General features: G+C 69.9%; 16 protein-coding genes. 15 read left to right on the forward strand and 1 reads right to left on the reverse strand.

Annotated features, from left to right (window positions below; translation table 11 throughout):
- Window positions 1-221 precede the first annotated feature (221 nt).
- The 12 genes from typA (at window position 222) to Q0994_RS02690 (ending at window position 16,030) form a co-directional block, all read left to right on the forward strand.
- The gene (typA, locus tag Q0994_RS02635; protein ID WP_299528294.1) at window positions 222-2,093 is read left to right on the forward strand and encodes a translational GTPase TypA; all 1,872 of its coding nucleotides are present in this window, start codon (window positions 222-224) and stop codon (window positions 2,091-2,093) included.
- A 480-nt stretch (window positions 2,094-2,573) separates the two neighbouring features.
- Window positions 2,574-4,211, forward strand: coding sequence for an ABC transporter substrate-binding protein (locus Q0994_RS02640; RefSeq protein WP_299528295.1), 1,638 nt, complete (start codon window positions 2,574-2,576; stop codon window positions 4,209-4,211).
- Window positions 4,212-4,380: 169 nt separating this feature from the next.
- Window positions 4,381-5,313, forward strand: a complete 933-nt coding sequence (locus tag Q0994_RS02645) for an ABC transporter permease (protein WP_299528296.1) — start codon at window positions 4,381-4,383, stop codon at window positions 5,311-5,313.
- A complete protein-coding gene (locus Q0994_RS02650; RefSeq protein ID WP_299528297.1) occupies window positions 5,306-6,259 on the forward strand; it encodes an ABC transporter permease in 954 nt (317 codons plus the stop codon). The genes Q0994_RS02645 and Q0994_RS02650 overlap by 8 nt, the downstream gene beginning before the upstream one ends.
- 11 nt (window positions 6,260-6,270) lie before the next feature.
- The gene (locus tag Q0994_RS02655) at window positions 6,271-7,329 is read left to right on the forward strand and encodes an ABC transporter ATP-binding protein (RefSeq protein ID WP_299528299.1); all 1,059 of its coding nucleotides are present in this window, start codon (window positions 6,271-6,273) and stop codon (window positions 7,327-7,329) included.
- Entirely contained in the window at window positions 7,322-8,470 is a 1,149-nt protein-coding gene (locus Q0994_RS02660; protein WP_299528301.1) for an ABC transporter ATP-binding protein, read from the forward strand. Before Q0994_RS02655 ends, Q0994_RS02660 begins: the two co-directional genes overlap by 8 nt.
- A 185-nt stretch (window positions 8,471-8,655) precedes the next feature.
- Entirely contained in the window at window positions 8,656-10,296 is a 1,641-nt protein-coding gene (locus tag Q0994_RS02665; protein WP_299528303.1) for an ABC transporter substrate-binding protein, read from the forward strand.
- 94 nt (window positions 10,297-10,390) lie between these two features.
- Window positions 10,391-11,314 (forward strand): ABC transporter permease, encoded by a 924-nt coding sequence (locus Q0994_RS02670; RefSeq protein ID WP_299528305.1) that lies wholly within the window; start codon window positions 10,391-10,393, stop codon window positions 11,312-11,314.
- Window positions 11,307-12,284 (forward strand): ABC transporter permease, encoded by a 978-nt coding sequence (locus Q0994_RS02675; protein WP_299528307.1) that lies wholly within the window; start codon window positions 11,307-11,309, stop codon window positions 12,282-12,284. Before Q0994_RS02670 ends, Q0994_RS02675 begins: the two co-directional genes overlap by 8 nt.
- A gap of 13 nt (window positions 12,285-12,297) precedes the next feature.
- On the forward strand, window positions 12,298-13,275 hold the full coding sequence (locus Q0994_RS02680) for an ABC transporter ATP-binding protein (protein ID WP_299528309.1): 978 nt from the start codon (window positions 12,298-12,300) through the stop codon (window positions 13,273-13,275).
- Window positions 13,265-14,656: an ABC transporter ATP-binding protein gene (locus tag Q0994_RS02685; RefSeq protein ID WP_299528311.1), complete on the forward strand. Its 1,392-nt coding sequence runs from the start codon at window positions 13,265-13,267 to the stop codon at window positions 14,654-14,656. Before Q0994_RS02680 ends, Q0994_RS02685 begins: the two co-directional genes overlap by 11 nt.
- 222 nt (window positions 14,657-14,878) lie before the next feature.
- Window positions 14,879-16,030, forward strand: a complete 1,152-nt coding sequence (locus tag Q0994_RS02690; protein WP_299528313.1) for a hypothetical protein — start codon at window positions 14,879-14,881, stop codon at window positions 16,028-16,030.
- A 15-nt stretch (window positions 16,031-16,045) separates the two neighbouring features.
- Here the strand turns inward: Q0994_RS02690 and Q0994_RS02695 are convergent, their stop codons facing one another.
- On the reverse strand, window positions 16,046-18,175 hold the full coding sequence (locus Q0994_RS02695) for a prolyl oligopeptidase family serine peptidase (protein ID WP_299528314.1): 2,130 nt from the start codon (window positions 18,173-18,175) through the stop codon (window positions 16,046-16,048).
- A 165-nt stretch (window positions 18,176-18,340) separates the two neighbouring features.
- Here Q0994_RS02695 and Q0994_RS02700 point away from each other — a divergent pair, with 165 nt between their 5' ends.
- From Q0994_RS02700 to Q0994_RS02710, 3 genes are all read left to right on the forward strand, one after another.
- Window positions 18,341-18,535, forward strand: coding sequence for a hypothetical protein (locus Q0994_RS02700; RefSeq protein ID WP_299528316.1), 195 nt, complete (start codon window positions 18,341-18,343; stop codon window positions 18,533-18,535).
- Window positions 18,536-18,760: 225 nt separating this feature from the next.
- On the forward strand, window positions 18,761-19,678 hold the full coding sequence (gene mshB / locus Q0994_RS02705) for an N-acetyl-1-D-myo-inositol-2-amino-2-deoxy-alpha-D-glucopyranoside deacetylase (protein ID WP_299528318.1): 918 nt from the start codon (window positions 18,761-18,763) through the stop codon (window positions 19,676-19,678).
- A complete protein-coding gene (locus Q0994_RS02710; RefSeq protein WP_299528320.1) occupies window positions 19,675-20,136 on the forward strand; it encodes a DUF6113 family protein in 462 nt (153 codons plus the stop codon). The genes mshB and Q0994_RS02710 overlap by 4 nt, the downstream gene beginning before the upstream one ends.
- The last annotated feature ends 162 nt before the right edge of the window (window positions 20,137-20,298 follow it).

Consider the following 20,298-nt stretch of genomic DNA (forward strand, 5'->3'; position numbering starts at 1 on the left):
TGCCGATGCCCCTCGCGTCCGGCCCGGAAGGCGTCGGGCCGGAGGTGGGATATCGGCTGGATCCCGGCGGAAGACCGGCCTCCCGCATCGGCCGGGGAAGCCTCCGGCGCGCCGGGCCCGTACCATGGGACGAGCCGTGGCGCGTCCGCCCGGCGGGCGTACGAGGACCTGAGACCGACTGCGACGCCTGATCCCCGATCCGAGAGAAGCGCAAGCCACCCATGCCCACGCGCCACGACATCCGTAACGTAGCCATCGTCGCCCACGTCGACCACGGCAAGACCACGCTGGTCGACGCCATGCTGAAGCAGGCCGGCGCCTTCGCCGCGCACGCCGCCGAGCACCTCGACGATCGCATGATGGACTCGAACGACCTGGAGCGTGAGAAGGGCATCACGATCCTGGCCAAGAACACGGCCGTCAAGTACCACCCGAAGGATGGCGGCGACGTCATCACGATCAACATCATCGACACCCCCGGCCACGCCGACTTCGGTGGTGAGGTCGAGCGCGGCCTGTCGATGGTCGACGCGGTCGTGCTGCTCGTGGACGCTTCCGAGGGCCCGCTGCCGCAGACCCGCTTCGTGCTCCGCAAGGCGCTGTCCGCGAAGCTGCCGGTCATCCTCTGCATCAACAAGACGGACCGTCCCGACTCGCGGATCGACGAGGTCGTCAACGAGACGTACGACCTCTTCCTCGACCTCGACGCGGACGAGGACCAGATCGAGTTCCCGATCGTCTACGCCTGCGCGCGTGACGGCGTCGCCTCGCTGACCAAGCCCGAGAACGGCACGGTCCCGCAGGACAGCGACAACCTGGAGCCGTTCTTCTCCACCATCCTCTCCGCCGTCCCGGCCCCGGAGTACGACGAGAACGCCCCCCTCCAGGCGCACGTCACCAACCTGGACGCGGACAACTTCCTCGGCCGCATCGCGCTCTGCCGCGTCGAGCAGGGCGAGCTGCGCAAGGGCCAGACCGTCACCTGGATCAAGCGGGACGGCACCCAGTCCAACGTCCGCATCACCGAGCTCCTGATGACCGAGGCGCTCACCCGCAAGCCGGCCGAGAAGGCCGGTCCGGGCGACATCTGCGCCGTCGCCGGTTTCCCGGACATCATGATCGGCGAGACGCTGGCCGACCCGGAGAACCCGATCGCGCTGCCGCTCATCACGGTGGACGAGCCGGCCATCTCGATGACCATCGGCACCAACACCTCGCCGCTGGTCGGCAAGGGCGGCAAGGGCCACAAGGTCACCGCCCGCCAGGTGAAGGACCGCCTCGACCGCGAGCTGATCGGTAACGTCTCGCTCCGCGTCCTCGACACCGAGCGCCCGGACGCCTGGGAGGTCCAGGGCCGCGGCGAGCTCGCGCTGGCCATCCTGGTCGAGCAGATGCGCCGCGAGGGCTTCGAGCTGACCGTCGGCAAGCCCGAGGTCGTCACCAAGCAGATCGAGGGCAAGACCTTCGAGCCCATCGAGCGCATGACGATCGACTCGCCGGAGGAGCACCTCGGCGCCATCACGCAGCTCATGGCGACCCGCAAGGGCCGCATGGAGACGATGACGAACCACGGTTCGGGCTGGGTCCGCATGGAGTGGATCGTGCCCTCCCGCGGCCTCATCGGTTTCCGTACGGAGTTCCTGACGCAGACCCGCGGCACCGGCATCGCGCACTCCATCTTCGAGGGCCACGAGCCGTGGTTCGGCGAGCTGCGCACCCGCCACAACGGCTCGCTGGTCGCCGACCGTTCGGGCTCGGTGACGCCGTTCGCGATGGTCAACCTCCAGGAGCGCGGTGTCATCTTCACCGAAGCCGGCACCGAGGTGTACGAGGGCATGATCGTCGGCGAGAACTCCCGCGCCGACGACATGGACGTCAACATCACCAAGGAGAAGAAGCTCACCAACATGCGTGCGGCGTCCGCGGACACCACGGAGAACGTGGTCCCGGCCCGCAAGCTCTCCCTGGAGCAGTCCCTGGAGTTCTGCCGCGAGGACGAGTGCATCGAGGTGACCCCGGAGACCGTGCGCATCCGCAAGGTCGTCCTGGACCAGAAGGAGCGCGGTCGCACCGCGTCCCGCGCCAAGCGCTGACCCCGCCCGCGTCGCGGCCCGTCCGGGCCGCCCGCAGACGGTGACCCGCTGCTGAGCCACGGCTCCGCACGGTCACCGGCGCAGGTGGCATCGACCGGAGGCCCGGTCCCCACGCACACGTGGGGGCCGGGCCTCCGTCAATTGATTTACGTCACTCTTTCGTCCGGTTATCGGGTTCCCCGATCCGAAAGGTGTGTTAACAGTCCGTTTCGCGGGTGTCTGTCTGCACTCACTTTGTCCGGATTTCGGGCATCCAGGCTGTGGTGATGTTGTCAAACCGAGACCCTTTAAGTGTGGTTTACAGCCCGGCTGTGCCCAATAGTTGGCTCCATTGAGCTCGGGTCAATGGGTCACGCACTGTGGGGAGTGCGCCGACTCACGAGCACACTCGGGGCATCACGCACACCACCCTCGGAAGCGAGGGCGTTGCCGTGCGGTGTCCCTCTTGAAGTCAAAAGTGGACTCATGAGGAGGAAACCCATGCGCGGTGCCAAGAGCGCCAAGTGGGTCGCGGGAGCGGCAATCATCGCCCTGGCCGCGACGGCCTGTGGTGGCGGCGACGACGACGCCAAGGACAGCAAGAGCGCCAAGGGTGCGGTCGACGCCAACGGCATCTTCTCCATCGAGGTCGGTGAGCCGCAGAACCCGCTGCAGCCCGCCAACACGATGGAGTCGAACGGCAGCATCGTCACGGACGCGATCTTCTCGCAGCTCGTCGACTACGACCCCCAGGGCAAGCTGGAGATGGTCAACGCCGAGTCGGTGGAGACCACCGACTCGAAGCTGTGGACCGTCAAGCTGAAGGCCGACTGGAAGTTCCACGACGGCACCCCCGTCACGGCCGAGTCCTACGTCAAGGCCTGGAACTGGGCCGCGAACATCACCAACGCGCAGACCAACGCGTCCTGGTTCGCGGACATCAAGGGCTTCGCCGACGTGCACCCCGACGGTGAGGGCGCCAAGCCGAAGGCCGACGCCATGTCCGGCCTGAAGGTCGTGGACGACACCACGTTCACCATCGAGCTCAACTCCCCGCTGCCGTACTTCTCCTACAAGCTCGGCTACACGGTGTTCTCGCCGCTGCCCGAGTCCTTCTACGCGGACCCGAAGGCCGCCGGCGAGAAGCCGGTCGGCAACGGCGCGTACAAGTTCGAGAGCTGGGACCACAAGAAGCAGATCAAGGTCGTCCGCAACGACGACTACAAGGGTCCGGACAAGGCGAAGAACGGTGGTGTGATCTTCAAGAACTACACCACCCTCGAGACCGCCTACGAGGACCTGAAGTCCGGCAACGTGGACGTTCTGCGCCAGATCGCGCCGAAGGACCTCCCGGTCTACCGCGACGACCTCGGTGACCGCGCCGTGGACCAGGCGTACTCCGCCATCCAGACGCTCGGCGTCGCCATGTACTCGCCGACCTGGAAGAACACGGACCCGAAGGTCCTCCAGGGCCTGTCGATGGCGATCGACCGCGACACCATCACCAAGACGGTCCTCCAGGGCACCCGTGAGCCGGCCACCGGCTGGGTCGCCAAGGGCGTCCTCGGCTACCAGGACAACGTCGCGGGCGAGGTCACGACCTACAACCCGACCAAGGCCAAGGCCCTCATCAAGGAGGGTGGCGGTGTTCCGGGCAACAAGGTCTTCATCCAGTTCAACGCCGACGGCGGTCACAAGGAGTGGGTCGAGGCCGTCTGCAACAGCATCACGCAGGCGACGGGCGTCGCGTGCGCCGGCGACTCCAAGACGGACTTCCAGGCCGACCTGAACGCGCGTGACGCCAAGGAAGTCAAGTCGTTCTACCGCGGTGGCTGGGTGCTCGACTACCCGATCAACGCCAACTTCATCAGCGACCTGTTCCGTACGGGTGCGGCGGGCAACAACGGGTTCTTCTCGAACAAGGAGCTCGACAAGCAGATCGCGGCCGCGGACTCCGCCGCCACGCTCGACGAGTCGGTCAAGGGCTACCAGACCATCGAGAAGGAACTGGTCAAGTACATGCCGACCATCCCGCTCTGGTACTACAAGGTCAACGCCGGTTACTCGGAGAAGGTCCAGAACGTCCAGTACGCGCAGGACGGCGACCCGATCCTGACCGAGGTCGAGGTCAAGAAGTAACACCGACGTAGTCCGCGGGTCGGTGCCGGACCGGATCTGACATCGGACCTGTACCAAGCCTGCACGCAGTGGCCGGGGGGCCCTTCCGCACCTCGGACCGACCCATCGGGAAGGTCCGTCGCACGGGAGGGCCCGTCGGCTGCCGCTTGCCGATTTACATGGAGGCACGATGGGGCGCTATGTCGTACGACGACTGCTCCAGATGATCCCGGTCTTCATCGGGACAACCCTGCTGATCTTCCTGATGGTCTACACGCTGCCCGGCGACCCCGTGCGCGGGCTGTTCGGGGACAAGGGCGCCGATCCGGCGACCCTGGCGGCGATGAGACACCAACTCGGGCTGGACCAGCCGATCCTGGTGCAGTACTGGGACTACATGAAGGGGATCGTGGTCCACTTCGACTTCGGTACCCAGATCGCCAGCGGACGCCCCGTCACCGACGTGCTCGGCGACGCGTTCCCGGTCACCCTGCGCCTCGCCGGCATCGCCTTCGTCATCGAGATCGTCCTCGGTGTCGGACTCGGCATGCTCGCCGGTCTGCGCGCGGGACGGCTGACGGACAACATCGTCCTCGTCTTCACGCTGCTGATCATTTCCATCCCGGTCTTCGTGCTCGGCTTCATCGTGAAGTCGGTGTTCGCGTTCCAGCTCGACTGGATCTCGCCGAACGTCTCCAACGAGGCCACCTGGGGCGAGCTGATCACGCCGGGCATCGTGCTCGGTTCGCTGTCGCTCGCGTACGTCGCCCGGCTCACCCGGACGACGATGGCGGAGAACCTGCGCGCCGACTACATGCGCACCGCGGTGGCCAAGGGCCTGCCCAAGCGCCGCATCGTCGGTGTGCACCTGATGCGCAACTCGCTGATCCCCGTCGTCACCTTCCTCGGCACCGACCTCGGAGCCCTGATGGGCGGAGCGGTCGTCACCGAGGGCCTGTTCAACGTGAAGGGGATCGGCGGCACCATCTTCGAGTCGATCGTCCGCCGCGAGGGCACCACCCTCGTCGGGCTGGTCACCATCCTGGTGCTCGTCTACCTCCTCATGAGCCTCATCGTCGACCTGCTGTACGCGGTCCTGGACCCGAGGATCCGGTATGCCTGACATGACCAAGACCGCGACCACCCCCGAGGACGCCAAGGCGGCGGCCGTCACCGGGCAGCCGGTCGCGCCCGTCAAGGCCGAGAAGGCACGCAGCCTCTGGGGCGACGCCTGGATCGACCTGCGCCGCAACTGGTACTTCGTGATCTCGGCCGTCCTCATCGTGATCCTGCTCGTCATCACGGCGTTCCCTGGCTGGTTCACCAGCGCCTCGCCCACCTCGGGCGACCTGGTGCACCACTTCCTGGGCAAGCCCGAACTGAGCAAGGTCGGTTCGGACGGCTGGCTCGGCTGGGACGGCCAGGGCCGGAGCGTCTACGCGCGTGTCATCTACGGCACCCGTGCCTCGGTGATCGTGGGCCTCGCGGTGACGCTGCTCGTCACCCTGTTCGGCGGGCTGATCGGCATGCTCGCCGGTTACTTCGGCGGCTGGGTCGACGCGCTGCTCTCCGGATTCACCAACATCTTCCTGGGCCTGCCCTTCCTGCTCGGTGCGATGGTCGTCCTCCAGGCGTTCACCGAGCGTTCCATCTGGGTGGTCGTCCTCGCTCTGGCCTTCCTCGGCTGGACGCAGATCGCCCGCGTGATGCGCGGCGCGGTGATCACCATCAAGCAGGCGGACTTCGTCCAGGCGGCCCGAGCGCTGGGAGCGGGCACCCCCCGCATCCTGTTCCGGCACATCCTGCCGAACGTCCTGGCCCCGGTGATCGTCGTGGCGACCATCTCGCTCGGCGTCTACATCTCCGCCGAGGCCACCCTGTCCTACCTGGGCCTCGGCCTCGCCTCGCCCACGGTCTCGTGGGGCATGGACATCTCCGGCGGCGCGAGCCAGATCCGGGTGGCGCAGCACATCCTGCTCTACCCGTCGATCATGCTCAGCATCACCGTCCTGGCGTTCATCATGCTCGGCGAAGCCGTCCGTAACGCCCTCGACCCGAAGACGCGATAAGGAGGGCGCACGTGACCAGCATCGATCAAATCGCAGAGGTCCCGGCCGCGCGCTCGGGAGACGACCACGTCGGTCCCCTGCTCGAAGTACGTGACCTGCACGTGGAGTTCCACACCCGGGACGGCGTGGCCAAGGCCGTCAACGGCGTCAACTACAGCGTGAACGCCGGGGAGACGCTCGCCGTGCTCGGCGAGTCCGGCTCCGGCAAGTCCGTGACCGCGCAGGCGATCATGGGCATCCTCGACATGCCGCCGGGCAGGATCCCGCAGGGCGAGATCTTCTTCCGCGGTCAGGACATGCTCAAGATGTCCTCCGAGGAGCGTCGTCAGATCCGCGGCCGGAAGATCGCGATGATCTTCCAGGACGCGCTGTCCTCCCTCAACCCCGTGCTGAGCGTGGGGTACCAGCTCGGCGAGATGTTCCGGGTGCACCAGGGCCTCTCCAAGAAGGAGGCCCGGGCCAAGTCCATCGAGCTGATGGACCAGGTCAAGATCCCCGCCGCCGCCGCGCGCGTCTCGGACTACCCGCACCAGTTCTCCGGCGGCATGCGCCAGCGCATCATGATCGCCATGGCGCTGGCCCTGGAGCCCGACCTGATCATCGCCGACGAGCCGACCACGGCCCTCGACGTGACGGTCCAGGCCCAGGTCATGGACCTGCTCGCGGAGCTCCAGCGCGAGTACAACATGGGTCTCGTCCTGATCACGCACGACCTCGGCGTGGTCGCGGACGTCGCCGACAAGATCGCGGTGATGTACGCGGGCCGGATCGTCGAGACCGCTCCGGTGCACGAGATCTACAAGCGCCCGGCGCACCCCTACACCAAGGGTCTGCTGGAGTCGATCCCGCGTCTGGACCAGAAGGGGCAGGACCTCTACGCGATCAAGGGCCTGCCGCCCAACCTGCTCAAGGTGCCCTCCGGCTGCGCGTTCAACCCGCGCTGCACGATGGCGCAGGACATCTGCCGCACCGACATCCCGGCCCTGTACCAGGTGACCGAGCGGGACGGCGCCGAGCTGGTCGGCCGCGGCAGCGCCTGCCACTTCTGGAAGGAGACGATCCATGGCTGACATCGACAAGGGGACCATGGACGCCGACGCCACCCCGAACGTCACCGCGGTGGAGACGGTCGACGCGGCCACGGAGGACGAGGCGGTCGCCGCCATCGACGCCCCCGCGACCCGGGGAGAGCCGATCCTCCAGGTGCGCAACCTGGTCAAGCACTTCCCGCTGACCCAGGGCATCCTGTTCAAGAAGCAGGTCGGCGCCGTCAAGGCCGTCGACGGCATCTCGTTCGACCTCTACGCGGGCGAGACGCTCGGCATCGTCGGCGAGTCCGGCTGTGGCAAGTCCACGGTCGCCAAGCTCCTGATGACGCTGGAGCGGGCGACGGCCGGCGAGGTCTTCTACAAGGGCCAGGACATCACCAAGCTGTCCGGCAGGGCGCTGAAGGCGGTCCGCCGGAACATCCAGATGGTGTTCCAGGACCCCTACACCTCGCTCAACCCGCGCATGACGGTCGGCGACATCATCGGCGAGACCTTCGACATCCACCCCGAGGTGGCCCCGAAGGGCGACCGGCGCCGCAAGGTGCAGGAACTGCTGGACGTCGTCGGCCTGAACCCGGAGTACATCAACCGGTACCCGCACCAGTTCTCCGGCGGTCAGCGCCAGCGCATCGGCATCGCCCGCGGCCTGGCGCTCAACCCGGAGATCATCATCTGCGACGAGCCGGTCTCCGCGCTCGACGTGTCGGTGCAGGCCCAGGTCATCAACCTGATGGAGAAGCTCCAGGACGAGTTCAACCTCTCCTACCTCTTCATCGCGCACGACCTGTCCATCGTCCGGCACATCTCCGACCGGGTCGGGGTCATGTACCTCGGCAAGATGGCGGAGATCGGCACGGACACGGAGATCTACGACCACCCGACGCACCCCTACACCCAGGCGCTGCTGTCGGCGGTCCCGGTCCCCGACCCCGACGCCCGTGACGGCCGTGAGCGGATCATCCTCTCCGGGGACGTCCCCTCGCCGGCCAACCCGCCCTCGGGCTGCCGCTTCCGCACCCGGTGCTGGAAGGCGGAGGACCGCTGCGCCACGGAGGTCCCGCTGCTCGCGGTTCCCGAGCGCTTCAAGGGGGCGCAGACCCCGGCCGCACACGAGTCGGCGTGCCACTTCGCCGAGGAGAAGGACGTCGTCCACGCGGCCTGATCCCGTCCTCTCCCGCACGGGCCCGTGCGCGCGGAACGCCACAGCGTTCCCCGCGCACGGGCCCGTCGGCGTTGCGCCGTCCGGGGCGCGGCCGCCGCGCCCGTACGGGCGAGGTGAACATGCGGCAAAGGTGCATATGGGTTCCTATGGGCTGAGCTACTCACAGGACTCACAGGAGGCACTCCATGCGCGGAGCCACACACGCCAAGTGGGCCGCTTGCGCGGCGGCCGTCGCCCTGACGGCGACCGCCTGCGGCGGCGGGGACGACAGCGGTGGCGGAAGCGGTGGCGGTGGCGCCGACGGCATCGTGAGCTCCTCCTGGGGCGACCCGCAGAACCCGCTGGAGCCCGCCAACACCAACGAGGTCCAGGGCGGCAAGGTCCTCGACATGGTCTTCCGGGGGCTCAAGCGCTACGACCCGAAGACCGGCGAGGCGAAGAACATGCTCGCCGAGAAGATCGAGTCCGACGACGAGCAGAACTTCACCGTCACCGTCAAGGACGGCTGGACCTTCTCCAACGGCGAGAAGGTCACCGCCGACTCCTTCGTGGACGCCTGGAACTACGGCGCCGCGCTGAAGAACAACCAGAAGAACGCGTACTTCTTCCAGTACATCGACGGCTACGACAAGGCCCACCCCGAGTCGGGCTCCGCCTCCACCGACAAGCTCTCCGGGCTGAAGGTCGTGGACGACAGGACCTTCACCGTCAAGCTCTCGCAGAAGTTCTCGCTCTGGCCCGACACCCTCGGCTACGCGGCCTTCTCGCCGCTCCCGAAGTCCTTCTTCAGCGACCACGACGGATGGCTCTCCAAGCCCGTCGGCAACGGCCCGTACACCATCGAGAAGTACGCCAAGGGCTCCTCGATGAACCTGCGCAAGTGGGACGGCTACCCCGGCACGGACAAGGCGAAGAACGGCGGCATCGACCTCAAGGTCTACACCGACAACAACACCGCCTACACCGACCTGACGGCCGGCAACCTCGACCTCGTCGACGACGTTCCCGCCTCGCAGCTCACCAACGTCGAGTCCGACCTCGGCGACCGCTACATCAACACCCCCGCGGGCATCATCCAGACCCTCACGTTCCCCTTCTACGAGAAGCAGTGGACGACCGACGACGCCCGCAAGGTGCGCCAGGGCCTGTCGATGGCGATCAACCGGGACCAGATCACCAACCAGATCTTCCGCAAGACCCGTACCCCCGCCAGCGACTGGACCTCCCCGGTGCTCGGCGAGGAGGGCGGCTACAAGAAGGGCCTCTGCGGCAAGGAGTGCACCTACGACGCCGCGGCGGCGAAGAAGACGATCGAGGACGCCGGCGGCATCCCCGGCGGCCAGCTCAAGATCGGCTACAACGCCGACACCGGCTCGCACAAGGAGTGGGTCGACGCCGTCTGCAACAGCATCAACAACGTCATGGGCGACAACAAGGCCTGCGTCGGCGCCCCGGTCGGCACCTTCGCCGACTTCCGCAACCAGGTCACCCAGCAGAAGCTGACCGGCCCCTGGCGCGCGGGCTGGCAGATGGACTACCCGCTGATCCAGAACTTCCTGCAGCCGGTCTACTACAGCAACGCCTCGTCCAACGACGGCAAGTGGAGCAACCAGGAGTTCGACGACCTCGTCGACAAGGCCAACGCCGAGTCCGACAGGGCGAAGGCGGTCTCCACCTTCCAGGACGCCGAGAAGGTCATGGTCGAGCAGATGCCCGTCATCCCGCTCTGGTACCAGAACGGCAGCGCCGGCTACTCGGAACGCGTGGACAACGTCGAGCTGAACGTCTTCAGCGTCCCGGTCTACAACGAGATCACGGTCAAGTGACCCGCTGAAGGCCGGGCGGCGGGTGCGGAGCTCCGCACCCGCCGCCCGGCGCACCCCGTTCCGACCGACCGCCCCGACCCGCCAGGAGCCCTTCATGGGACGTTATGTGATCCGGCGGCTGCTGCAGATGATCCCGGTCTTCTTCGGCACCACGCTGCTGATCTTCCTCATGGTGAACGTGATGGGCGACCCCATCGCGGGCCTCTGCGGCGACCGCCAGTGCGACCCGGCCACCGCCGCCCAGCTCCGCTCGGAATTCGGCCTCGACAAGCCCGTCTGGCAGCAGTACCTGACCTACATGGGCAACGTCTTCACCGGCGACTTCGGCACCGCGTTCAACGGGCAGAAGGTCACCGAGCTGATGGCCACCGCCTTCCCCGTCACCATCCGCCTCACCCTCATCGCGATCGTCTTCGAGATCGTCATCGGCATCACCCTCGGCGTGATCACCGGCCTGCACCGCGGCCGCCCGGTCGACACCGGCATCCTGGTGCTGACCCTGGTCGTCATCTCCGTGCCGACCTTCGTCACCGGCCTGCTGCTGCAACTGCTGCTCGGCGTGAAGTGGGGCGTCATCAGCCCCTCGGTCTCCTCGGAGGCGCCGTTCGACGAACTGCTCGTTCCCGGCCTGGTGCTGGCCTCGGTCTCCCTCGCCTACGTCGCCCGGCTCACCCGCTCCTCGATCGCCGAGAACGCCCGCGCCGACTACGTGCGCACCGCGGTCGCCAAGGGGCTGCCCCGGCGCCGCGTCATCGTCCGTCACCTGCTGCGCAACTCCCTGATCCCCGTCGTCACCTTCATCGGCACCGACGTCGGCGCCCTGATGGGCGGCGCGATCGTCACCGAGCGGATCTTCAACATCCACGGCGTCGGCTACCAGCTCTACCAGGGCATCCTGCGTCAGAACTCGCAGACGGTCGTCGGGTTCGTGACCGTCCTGGTCCTCGTCTTCCTCGCCGCCAACCTGATCGTCGACCTCCTGTACGCCGTACTCGACCCGAGGATCCGCTATGCCTGAGCCACTCGAACAGGACGGGGCGATCTCCCCGGCAGGGGCCGGCGGGGCCATGGACCTCGCCCTGGCCGAGGGGACCAGCCTGGAGAAGACGCCGGGCGGCCCCGACGGCACCGGCCCCACCGAGAAGCCGCGCAGCCTCTGGTCGGACGCCTGGCGCGACCTCCGTCGCAACCCCGTCTTCATCGTCTCCGCCCTGGTGATCCTCTTCCTGGTGATCATTTCCATCTGGCCGTCCCTCATCGCGAGCGGCGACCCCCTCCAGGCCAACCTGGACGACGCGCAGAAGGGGTCCGAGCCCGGCCACCCGTTCGGCTTCGACCCCCAGGGCCGCGACGTCTACACCCGGGTCGTCTACGGGGCGCGCACCTCGGTCACCATCGGCGTCTGCGCCACCCTCGGCGTGGCGATCCTCGGCAGCGTCCTCGGCGGCCTGGCCGGCTTCTTCGGCGGCGGCTGGGACGCCGTCCTCTCCCGCATCACGGACGTCTTCTTCGGCATCCCCGTCGTCCTCGGCGGCCTGGTCTTCCTGTCCGTCGTCAGCAGCTCCACCGTCTGGCCCGTCGTCGGCTTCATCATCCTGCTGGGCTGGCCGCAGATCGCCCGCATCGCCCGCGGCTCGGTGATCACCGCCAAGCAGAACGACTACGTCCAGGCGGCCCGCGCGCTCGGCGCCTCCCACTCCCGGATGCTGCTGCGCCACGTCACCCCGAACGCCATCGCCCCGGTGATCGTCGTCGCGACCATCGCGCTCGGCACGTACATCTCGCTGGAGGCGACCCTGTCGTACCTGGGCGTCGGCCTGAAGGAGCCCGCCGTCTCCTGGGGGATCGACATCTCCGCCGCCTCCACCTACATCCGCAACGCACCGCACATGCTGCTCTGGCCCGCCGGAGCGCTGGCGATCACCGTGCTCGCGTTCATCATGCTCGGCGACGCGGTGCGCGACGCCCTCGACCCCAAGCTGCGCTGAGGAGCCGGTTGCCATGTTGCTCGAAGTGCGCGATCTGCACGTGGAGTTCCACACCCGCGACGGAGTCGCGAAGGCCGTGAACGGCGTCGACTACTCGGTGGCGGAGGGAGAGACGCTCGCCGTCCTCGGCGAGTCCGGCTCCGGCAAGTCGGTCACCGCGCAGGCGATCATGGGCATCCTCGACATGCCACCGGGGAAGATCACCGGCGGTGAGGTGCTGTTCAAGGGCCAGGACCTGCTGAAGCTCAAGAAGGAGGAGCGGCGCAAGATCCGCGGCCAGGAGATGGCCATGATCTTCCAGGACGCGCTCTCCTCGCTCAACCCCGTCGTCACCGTCGGCCAGCAGCTCGGGGAGATGTTCACCGTGCACCGGGGGATGTCCCGCAAGGACGCCCGCGCCAAGGCCGTCGAACTGATGGACCGGGTGCGCATCCCCGCCGCCAAGGAACGCGTCGGGAACTATCCCCACCAGTTCTCCGGCGGCATGCGCCAGCGCATCATGATCGCCATGGCGATGGCGCTGGAGCCCTCGCTGATCATCGCGGACGAGCCCACCACCGCCCTCGACGTCACCGTCCAGGCCCAGGTCATGGAACTGCTCGCGGAACTCCAGCAGGAGTTCCGCATGGGCCTGATCCTGATCACCCACGACCTCGGCGTGGTGGCGGACGTCGCCGACAAGATCGCGGTGATGTACGCGGGCCGGATCGTGGAGAGCGCGCCCGTCCACGACCTCTACAAGGCCCCCGCCCACCCCTACACCAAGGGCCTGCTCCGCTCGATCCCGCGCCTCGACCAGAAGGGCCGGGAACTCTACGCGATCAAGGGTCTGCCGCCCAACCTGCTCCGCATCCCGCCGGGCTGCGCCTTCAATCCGCGCTGCCCGATGGCCCAGGACGTCTGCCGCACCGACGTCCCGCCGCTGTACGAGGTGGAGCGAGACCGCCGGAGCGCCTGCCACTTCTGGAAGGAGACGCTCGATGCACGCTGACCACTCGCCGGGACGCCGGGAGGCGCGCGCGGAGGGCGAGATCGCCTCCGAACTGCTCTCCCATGCCCGCCACGAGTCCGCGCGGGCGGGCGGCGAGCCGATCCTGGAGGTCCGCGACCTCGTCAAGCACTACCCGCTCACCCAGGGCATCCTCTTCAAGAAGCAGGTCGGAGCGGTCAAGGCGGTGGACGGGGTCAGCTTCGACCTCTCCGCCGGCGAGACCCTGGGCATCGTCGGGGAGTCGGGCTGCGGGAAGTCCACGGTGGCCCGGATGCTGGTCCACCTGGAGCGGCCCACGGCGGGCGTGATCCGGTACAAGGGCGAGGACGTCACCGCGCTGTCCGGCCGGGCGCTGAAGGCCGTGCGCCGCAACATCCAGATGGTGTTCCAGGACCCGTACACCTCGCTCAACCCGCGCATGACGGTCGGCGACATCATCGGGGAGCCGTACGAGATCCACCCGGAGGCCGCCCCGAAGGGCAGCCGGCGGCAGCGGGTGCAGGACCTGCTCGACGTGGTCGGGCTGAACCCGGAGTACATCAACCGGTACCCGCACCAGTTCTCCGGCGGCCAGCGCCAGCGCATCGGGATCGCCCGCGGGCTGGCGCTCAACCCGGAGATCATCGTGGCCGACGAACCGGTCTCGGCCCTCGACGTGTCGGTCCAGGCGCAGGTCGTCAACCTGCTGGACCGCCTCCAGGCCGAGTTCAACCTCAGTTTCGTCTTCATCGCCCACGACCTGTCGATCGTCCGGCACATCTCCGACCGGGTCGGCGTGATGTACCTGGGCCGGATCGTGGAGACCGGTTCCGAGGAGGAGATCTACGACCACCCGACGCACCCCTACACGCAGGCGCTGCTCTCCGCGGTGCCGGTGCCGGACCCCGAGGCGCGCGAGTACCGGGAGCGGATCATCCTGCACGGCGACGTGCCCTCGCCGGCGAACCCGCCGTCCGGCTGCCGCTTCCGCACCCGCTGCTGGAAGGCGCAGGAGCGCTGCGCCCAGGAGGTGCCGCTGCTGGCGGTCCCGGCGGCCTTCCGGCTGACGCACGGGCCCGAACACCACGACTCCGCCTGCCACTTCGCCGAGGAGAAGCGGGTGGTCCCGCCGGAGGGCGTGCTGGAGGCCCCGGAGGCGCCGGAGGCGGGCGCGGCGGACGCGGGTGTCGCTGACTCCGGGTCCCCGGCTTCCGGCTCCACCGCTTCCGGCTCCACCGCTTCCGGCTCCCCGGGTTTCGGCTCCACCGCTTCCGGCTCCACGGCGGCGGACGTGCGGGAGGGTGGCCGACCGGGCGGGGAGGGGCCGCCGGAACCGCCCTCCCGGCCGTCCGACGGACCCTCCGACGGGCCGTCCGCGCAGGATCCGGGCGGGCGGTCCTGAGCGCGGCGGACGAACCGCGCGGTCGTTAACAGCCAGGCAACTCGCCCGTCGCCACACCGATATACGAACGCGCCACCATGGACAACGTACGGCCGTGCGGGTGCCGTGAACCGGTCGGAGGGGCTTCGTGTCCCTCCGGCCGGTTACCCATGTCCCGCCCCGCCCGACACGCCGGTGCAGGCCCCCTTGTTCATCCGTTCGGGTGCGTGGAGGATCGCACGCGTGACACTCACACGGGGCGCACGCATCACGGGGACGATCCTCTGCATCGTCCTGGCCGTCATCGACGCGGGCTGGATCGTCCGTGACCTCCGGGCGCTCGACGGGGCGGCCCGTCTCTGGGACAGCTGGGCCGGAGTGGGCCGCGGCGACTTCGGGCCGCTGCCGGCCACCGGGGCGGTCTCCGCCGTGCTGCTGGTGGCGACCCTGGTGGTGGCCGCCACCGTGCCGCGCTCCCCGGTCGCCGCCTCCGCGTTGGCCGCCACCGGCATCGTCACCGTCCTGCTGCGGCTGCCCGGCGTCTGGTCCATCGGCTCCTCGTGGCTGGAGGGGCGGTACGAGGACGAACTGCGCACCCGCGGCTTCCTCTCCACCTTCGTCACCCTCGCCGCGGCCCTCGCGCTCGTCGTCATCGCCGCGGCGGGCCGCCGCCCGGCCGAGGAGGCCGGCGGCCCGCCGCCGACGCGGCCGGACCGCGGCGCCTCGGTCCTCGCCTTCCTGGCCCTCGGCGTGGCCGGCGCGGTGACGATCGCCTGGGAGATCCGGATCGCCTCCGTCGTCCCCTCGTACATCTATCCGGAGTGGTACACCGGCGGGAACGGCATCGTCTCGGTGCTGACCGAGGGCACCAGCGGCTGGAACGGCCTCGTGGTGGCGCTGCTGTGCCTGGTGGCCGCGGTGTCGGCCCTCGTGCACGCGGTGCACGCCCGTCCGCTCGGGATGATCGCGGCGGCGCTGACGCTCGTCTCCGGCGGACTCGGCGTCTACCGGGCCTTCGAGCTGGAGCAATACGACGTCTTCTCCCGGATGCGCACCGAGGAGCAGCTCTCGCTGCTCTCGTCGCACCTGCTGCTGGTCGCCGGGGCGGTCGCGCTCGTCGCGCTGGCCCGCCGGGGCGTGGTGGAGGTGCCCGGCGCCCGCGGCCCCGGATACGGGCCGGGCGAGTACGGGGCGGGCGGTCCCGCGCCCTGGCGCGTACCGGGGCCGCAGGGGGCCGGATACGGCTATCCGCAGGGCTCCGGGCCGGGCTACGGCTACCCGCAGGACCCCGGATCCGGGCCGCGGCAGGGCCCGGCCCAGGGCCCCGGTCACGGCTACCCGCAGGGCGGCGGCCAGGGACCGCCGCCGCCCTCCTCGCCGCCGCCCAACTGGTAGGCGCGGCCCATCGGTTCAGGCGCCGGTCGGCAGTCCCAGTGAGCGCTTGAGGAAGTCGACCTGGAGCAGCAGCAGGTTCTCCGCGACCTGCTCCTGCGGCGTCATGTGGGTCACCCCGCTCAGCGGCAGCACCTCGTGCGGCCGACCCGCCGCCAGCAGGGCCGACGAGAGCCGCAGGGTGTGCGCCACCACCACGTTGTCGTCGGCGAGCCCGTGCACGATCATCACCGGGCGTACGGTCTCCGCCGCCCCGGACAGCCCCTCGTCGGTCACCAGGGAGTTGCGGGCGTACACCTCCGGTTGCGCGGCTGGGTCGCCGAGGTAGCGCTCGGTGTAGTGGGTGTCGTAGAGGCGCAGGTCGGTCACCGGGGCGCCCACCACCGCCGCGTGGAAGACGTCCGGCCGGCGCAGCGCCGCCAGCCCCGCGAGGTAGCCGCCGAACGACCAGCCCCGGATCGCCACCCGGGACAGGTCCAGCGGGAAGCGGTCCGCCAGCGCGTGCAGCGCCTCGACCTGGTCCTCCAAGGTGAGCGCCAGGTCGTCGCGCACCGCCTTCTCCCAGGCGGGCGAGCGGCCCGGCGCGCCCCGGCCGTCCGCGACGACCACCGCGAAGCCCTGGTCCGCGAACCACTGCGAGGTCAGGTGGGCATTGTGGGCGGCGACCACCCGGCGGCCGTGCGGGCCGCCGTACGGGTCCATCAGCACCGGGAGCGGACCGTCCGAATCCGCATAGTCCCGGGGGAGCAGCACGGCGCACGGAATGCGGCGTGCGCCCCCCTCGGTGAGGGTGATCCGGGGCGACAGCAACGGCTCCTGCGCCAGGTTGGCGACGGACGCGGCCGGCCTGCCGTCGCGCAGCACCCGGACCGATGCCCCCGGCCGCTCCAGCGAGGTGGAGACGAGCACCGTCACGGCGCCGGAACGCACCGCCGAGTGCACCCCCGCACCCTCCGAGAGCCGCTCCACGCCCAGTTCGTTGACCCGGTAGACGTGCGACTCGCCGGTCTCCGGGGCGGCCGCCTCCTCACCCGCCACGGCCTGCACCAGGATGTCGGACGCACCGACGTCGAGCACCGCCTGGAGGTGCAACCGGGCCCCGGTCAGCGTCCGGTCGCCCACCGCGAGCACCCGCGCGCCCCCCTCGTCGGCGATCCGCACCAGCCGCCCGTCCGGCGCCCACGCGGGCACGCCGGGGAACAGGTCGAGCCACACCGGGTCCTCGTCCACGTGCACCGTACGCGTCGTGCCGGTCTCCGGGTCCACCGCCAGGTAGGCCTGTTCCCGCTGGTCGCGCGCCTGTACGAGGAGCAGCGGGGCGCCCGCGGACGACCAGTGCACCCGGGCCAGGTACGGGTACCGCGCACGGTCCCAGACCACCTCGGTCCGGGCGCCGGCGAGATCGGTCACGAAGAGCCGTACCTCGGCGTTGGGCGTGCCGGCCGCCGGATACGCCACCTCGGCGGGCTTGCGCTCCGGATGCGCGGGGTCGGCGATCCACCACCGCCGCACCGGACTCTCGTCGACCCGCGCGACCAGCAGCCGGTCCGACTCCGGGGACCACCAGAAGCCCCGGTGGCGGTCCATCTCCTCGGCCGCCACGAACTCCGCCAGGCCGAACGAGACCTCCGGTCCGTCCGGTTCGGCCAGCGCCCGGTCGCCCTCGCCGTCCGCGCCCACCACCCGCAGGGCGCCCTTCGCCACGTAGGCGACGTGCCGGCCGTCGGGGGAGGGGCGGGGGTCGATCACCGGGCCGGGCACCGGCAGCGCCCGTGCGGTGCCCGCCCGCAGTTCCGCCACGTACACCTTCCCGGAGAGGGCGAAGGCCGCCAACTCGGCCCGCCCGTCGACCGCGTAGCCGACGATGCCGGCCGAGCCCTCGCGGCTGCGCTCGCGCCGGGCGCGCTCCCGCGCGGACAGCTTCTCGGCCGAACCGCCCAACAGGACGGCCGGATCGGCGACGATCCGCTCCTCGCCGGTCGAAAGGTCCAGCATCCACAGGCGGTTGGTCGCGTCCTCGCCCGAGGTGGAGCGCAGGAAGATCACCCGCGTCCCATCCGCTGAGACGGTGAACGCCTTCGGCGCCCCGCGGGTGAACCGTTGTGAACGGGCGTGCTGGCGGGGAAAGGTCAACTTTTCCGAGGTCATGGCCCCGAACCTAGCCCGGACCGGCGGCCCGTGCGCCCCTCGTGCTGCTGTGACCCGAACAATGCCTTGGCACGGATAGTTATGATCCGTAGCGCTGGGTGGGTAAGAACCTGCCGACTCACGTCTGCTGTCCGTCCCCGACCGTACTGATGGAGGTGAACCGCCGTGGCACTCTCGATTTCGGCGGTGGTGCTGCTGGCGATCGTCGTCTTTCTGCTGATCCGGAAATCCGGACTGAAGGGCGGACACGCGGCGGTCTGCATGCTGCTCGGTTTCTACCTGGCGAGTTCCTCGATCGCGCCGACCATCACGGACTTCACGTCGAACGTCGCCGGCATGATCGGCGGCATCAAGTTCTGACGCCGGGGAGGCCCGGGCGTCCGTCGACCCCGGGCCGCGCCCCCCGCCGCCGCGTCCCGCCGGCGTGCGGGGTCCCGCCGTCCGCCGGTCGCGGCACGCCCCGCGCGGGCCCCTGTACCCCCTGCGGCGGCCGTCCGCCCCCGTACCGGCACGGCCGCACCCCGGACGTGTGAACCGCGGACACCTGTGCCCCGCCCTCGCGGCCGCAATCGTAGGGTGGTCCCCATGAAGGACCTTCCCGCCCGCCGTCTGCTGCTGGTGCACGCGCACCCCGACGACGAGTCGATCAACAACGGCGCCACCATGGCCAGGTACGCGGCCGAGGGCGCCCACGTCACGCTGGTGACGTGCACGCTCGGCGAGGAGGGCGAGGTCATCCCGCCGGAACTGGCGGGGCTCGCCGCCGACCGGGGCGACCGGCTCGGCCCCCACCGGGTGGGCGAACTCGCCGCCGCGATGAAGGAGCTGGGCGTCACCGACCACCGCTTCCTCGGCGGCCCCGGCCGGTTCCGCGACTCCGGGATGATGGGCGCGGAGCAGAACGCCCGCCCCGGCGCCTTCTGGGCGACGCCCGTGGACGAGGCTGCGGCCCCGCTGGTCGAGGTGATCCGCGAGATCCGCCCGCAGGTCCTCGTCACGTACGACCCCCGCGGCGGTTACGGCCACCCCGACCACATCCAGGCGCACCGGGTGGCGACCCGCGCGGCCGGGCTGGCCGCCGACCCCGCGTACGGCTCCGGGGCCCCGCACGCCATCGCCAAGGTGTACTGGAACCGGATGCCCCGCCCGGTGGCCGAGGCCGCGTTCGACCGGCTCCGGACCACCGCCGCCGGCGCCTTCCCCGGGATCGCCGAGGTGGACGACCTGCCGGGGGTGACCGACGAGGCGGACATCACCGCGGAGATCGACGGGTCCGCCCACGCCGCGGCCAAGACGGCCGCGATGCGGGCGCACGCCACCCAGATCACCGTCGAGCCCGTCGGAGGAGCCTGCTTCGCCCTCTCCAACGGCTTGGCGCAGCCCCTCTTCACCACCGAGTACTACCAGTTGGCGCACGGTGTCCCCGGCGGGGACGGCGGGCGCGAACACGATCTCTTCGCGGGCGTCCCGGACGCCGCAGAAGTGCCGGGAGCACAGGCATGAGCAGCAGCAAGGACCGCGCCCGCGCCGGGGCGGAGGCACGCGCCCCGCGCACCAACGCCCCGCCGCGCACCGCCGGATCGACCCGCGAGGTGCCGCCCGCGGTGACCCCGGCGAGGGTCGCCGCGTACGTCGCCCTGGTGGTCCTCGGCGCGCTCGTCTCGCTCGCCGGTTCCCTGCTCCACGACGCCTGGTTCCCGGGCGGGCTGCTGCTGTCCCTCGCCGCGGCGGCGGGGGTGTTCTCCGCCGGACGGATGCTCACCCGGACCCAGTTCGGGGCGCTCGCCCCCGCCGCCGGATGGCTGGTCGGCATCGTCCTGCTGCTCGGCGGACGGCCGGAAGGCGACTATGTCTACGGCGACAGCGTCGCGTTGCTGCTGTTCATGCTCGGCGGGATGGTGGTCGCTGTGATCTGCGCCACCACCTCGCGGCTTCCGGTTTCGGCCACCGACGGCGGGTGAACCGGGGCCTGATGAGCACAGAACGGTCGCACGGGAGCATGCACGGGTGTGTGGCCGGGGTGGAGGTTTCCCCCGGCCGAGAAGTGCCGCCGCGCGGCGGCCAGTATGGTGGTGCGCGCGCCGAGCCGTCCCCTGGCCTGCGGCATGGGGGAAGTACGGGCG

Source organism: uncultured Streptomyces sp. (assembly GCF_947488945.1).
GTDB lineage: Bacteria > Actinomycetota > Actinomycetes > Streptomycetales > Streptomycetaceae > Streptomyces.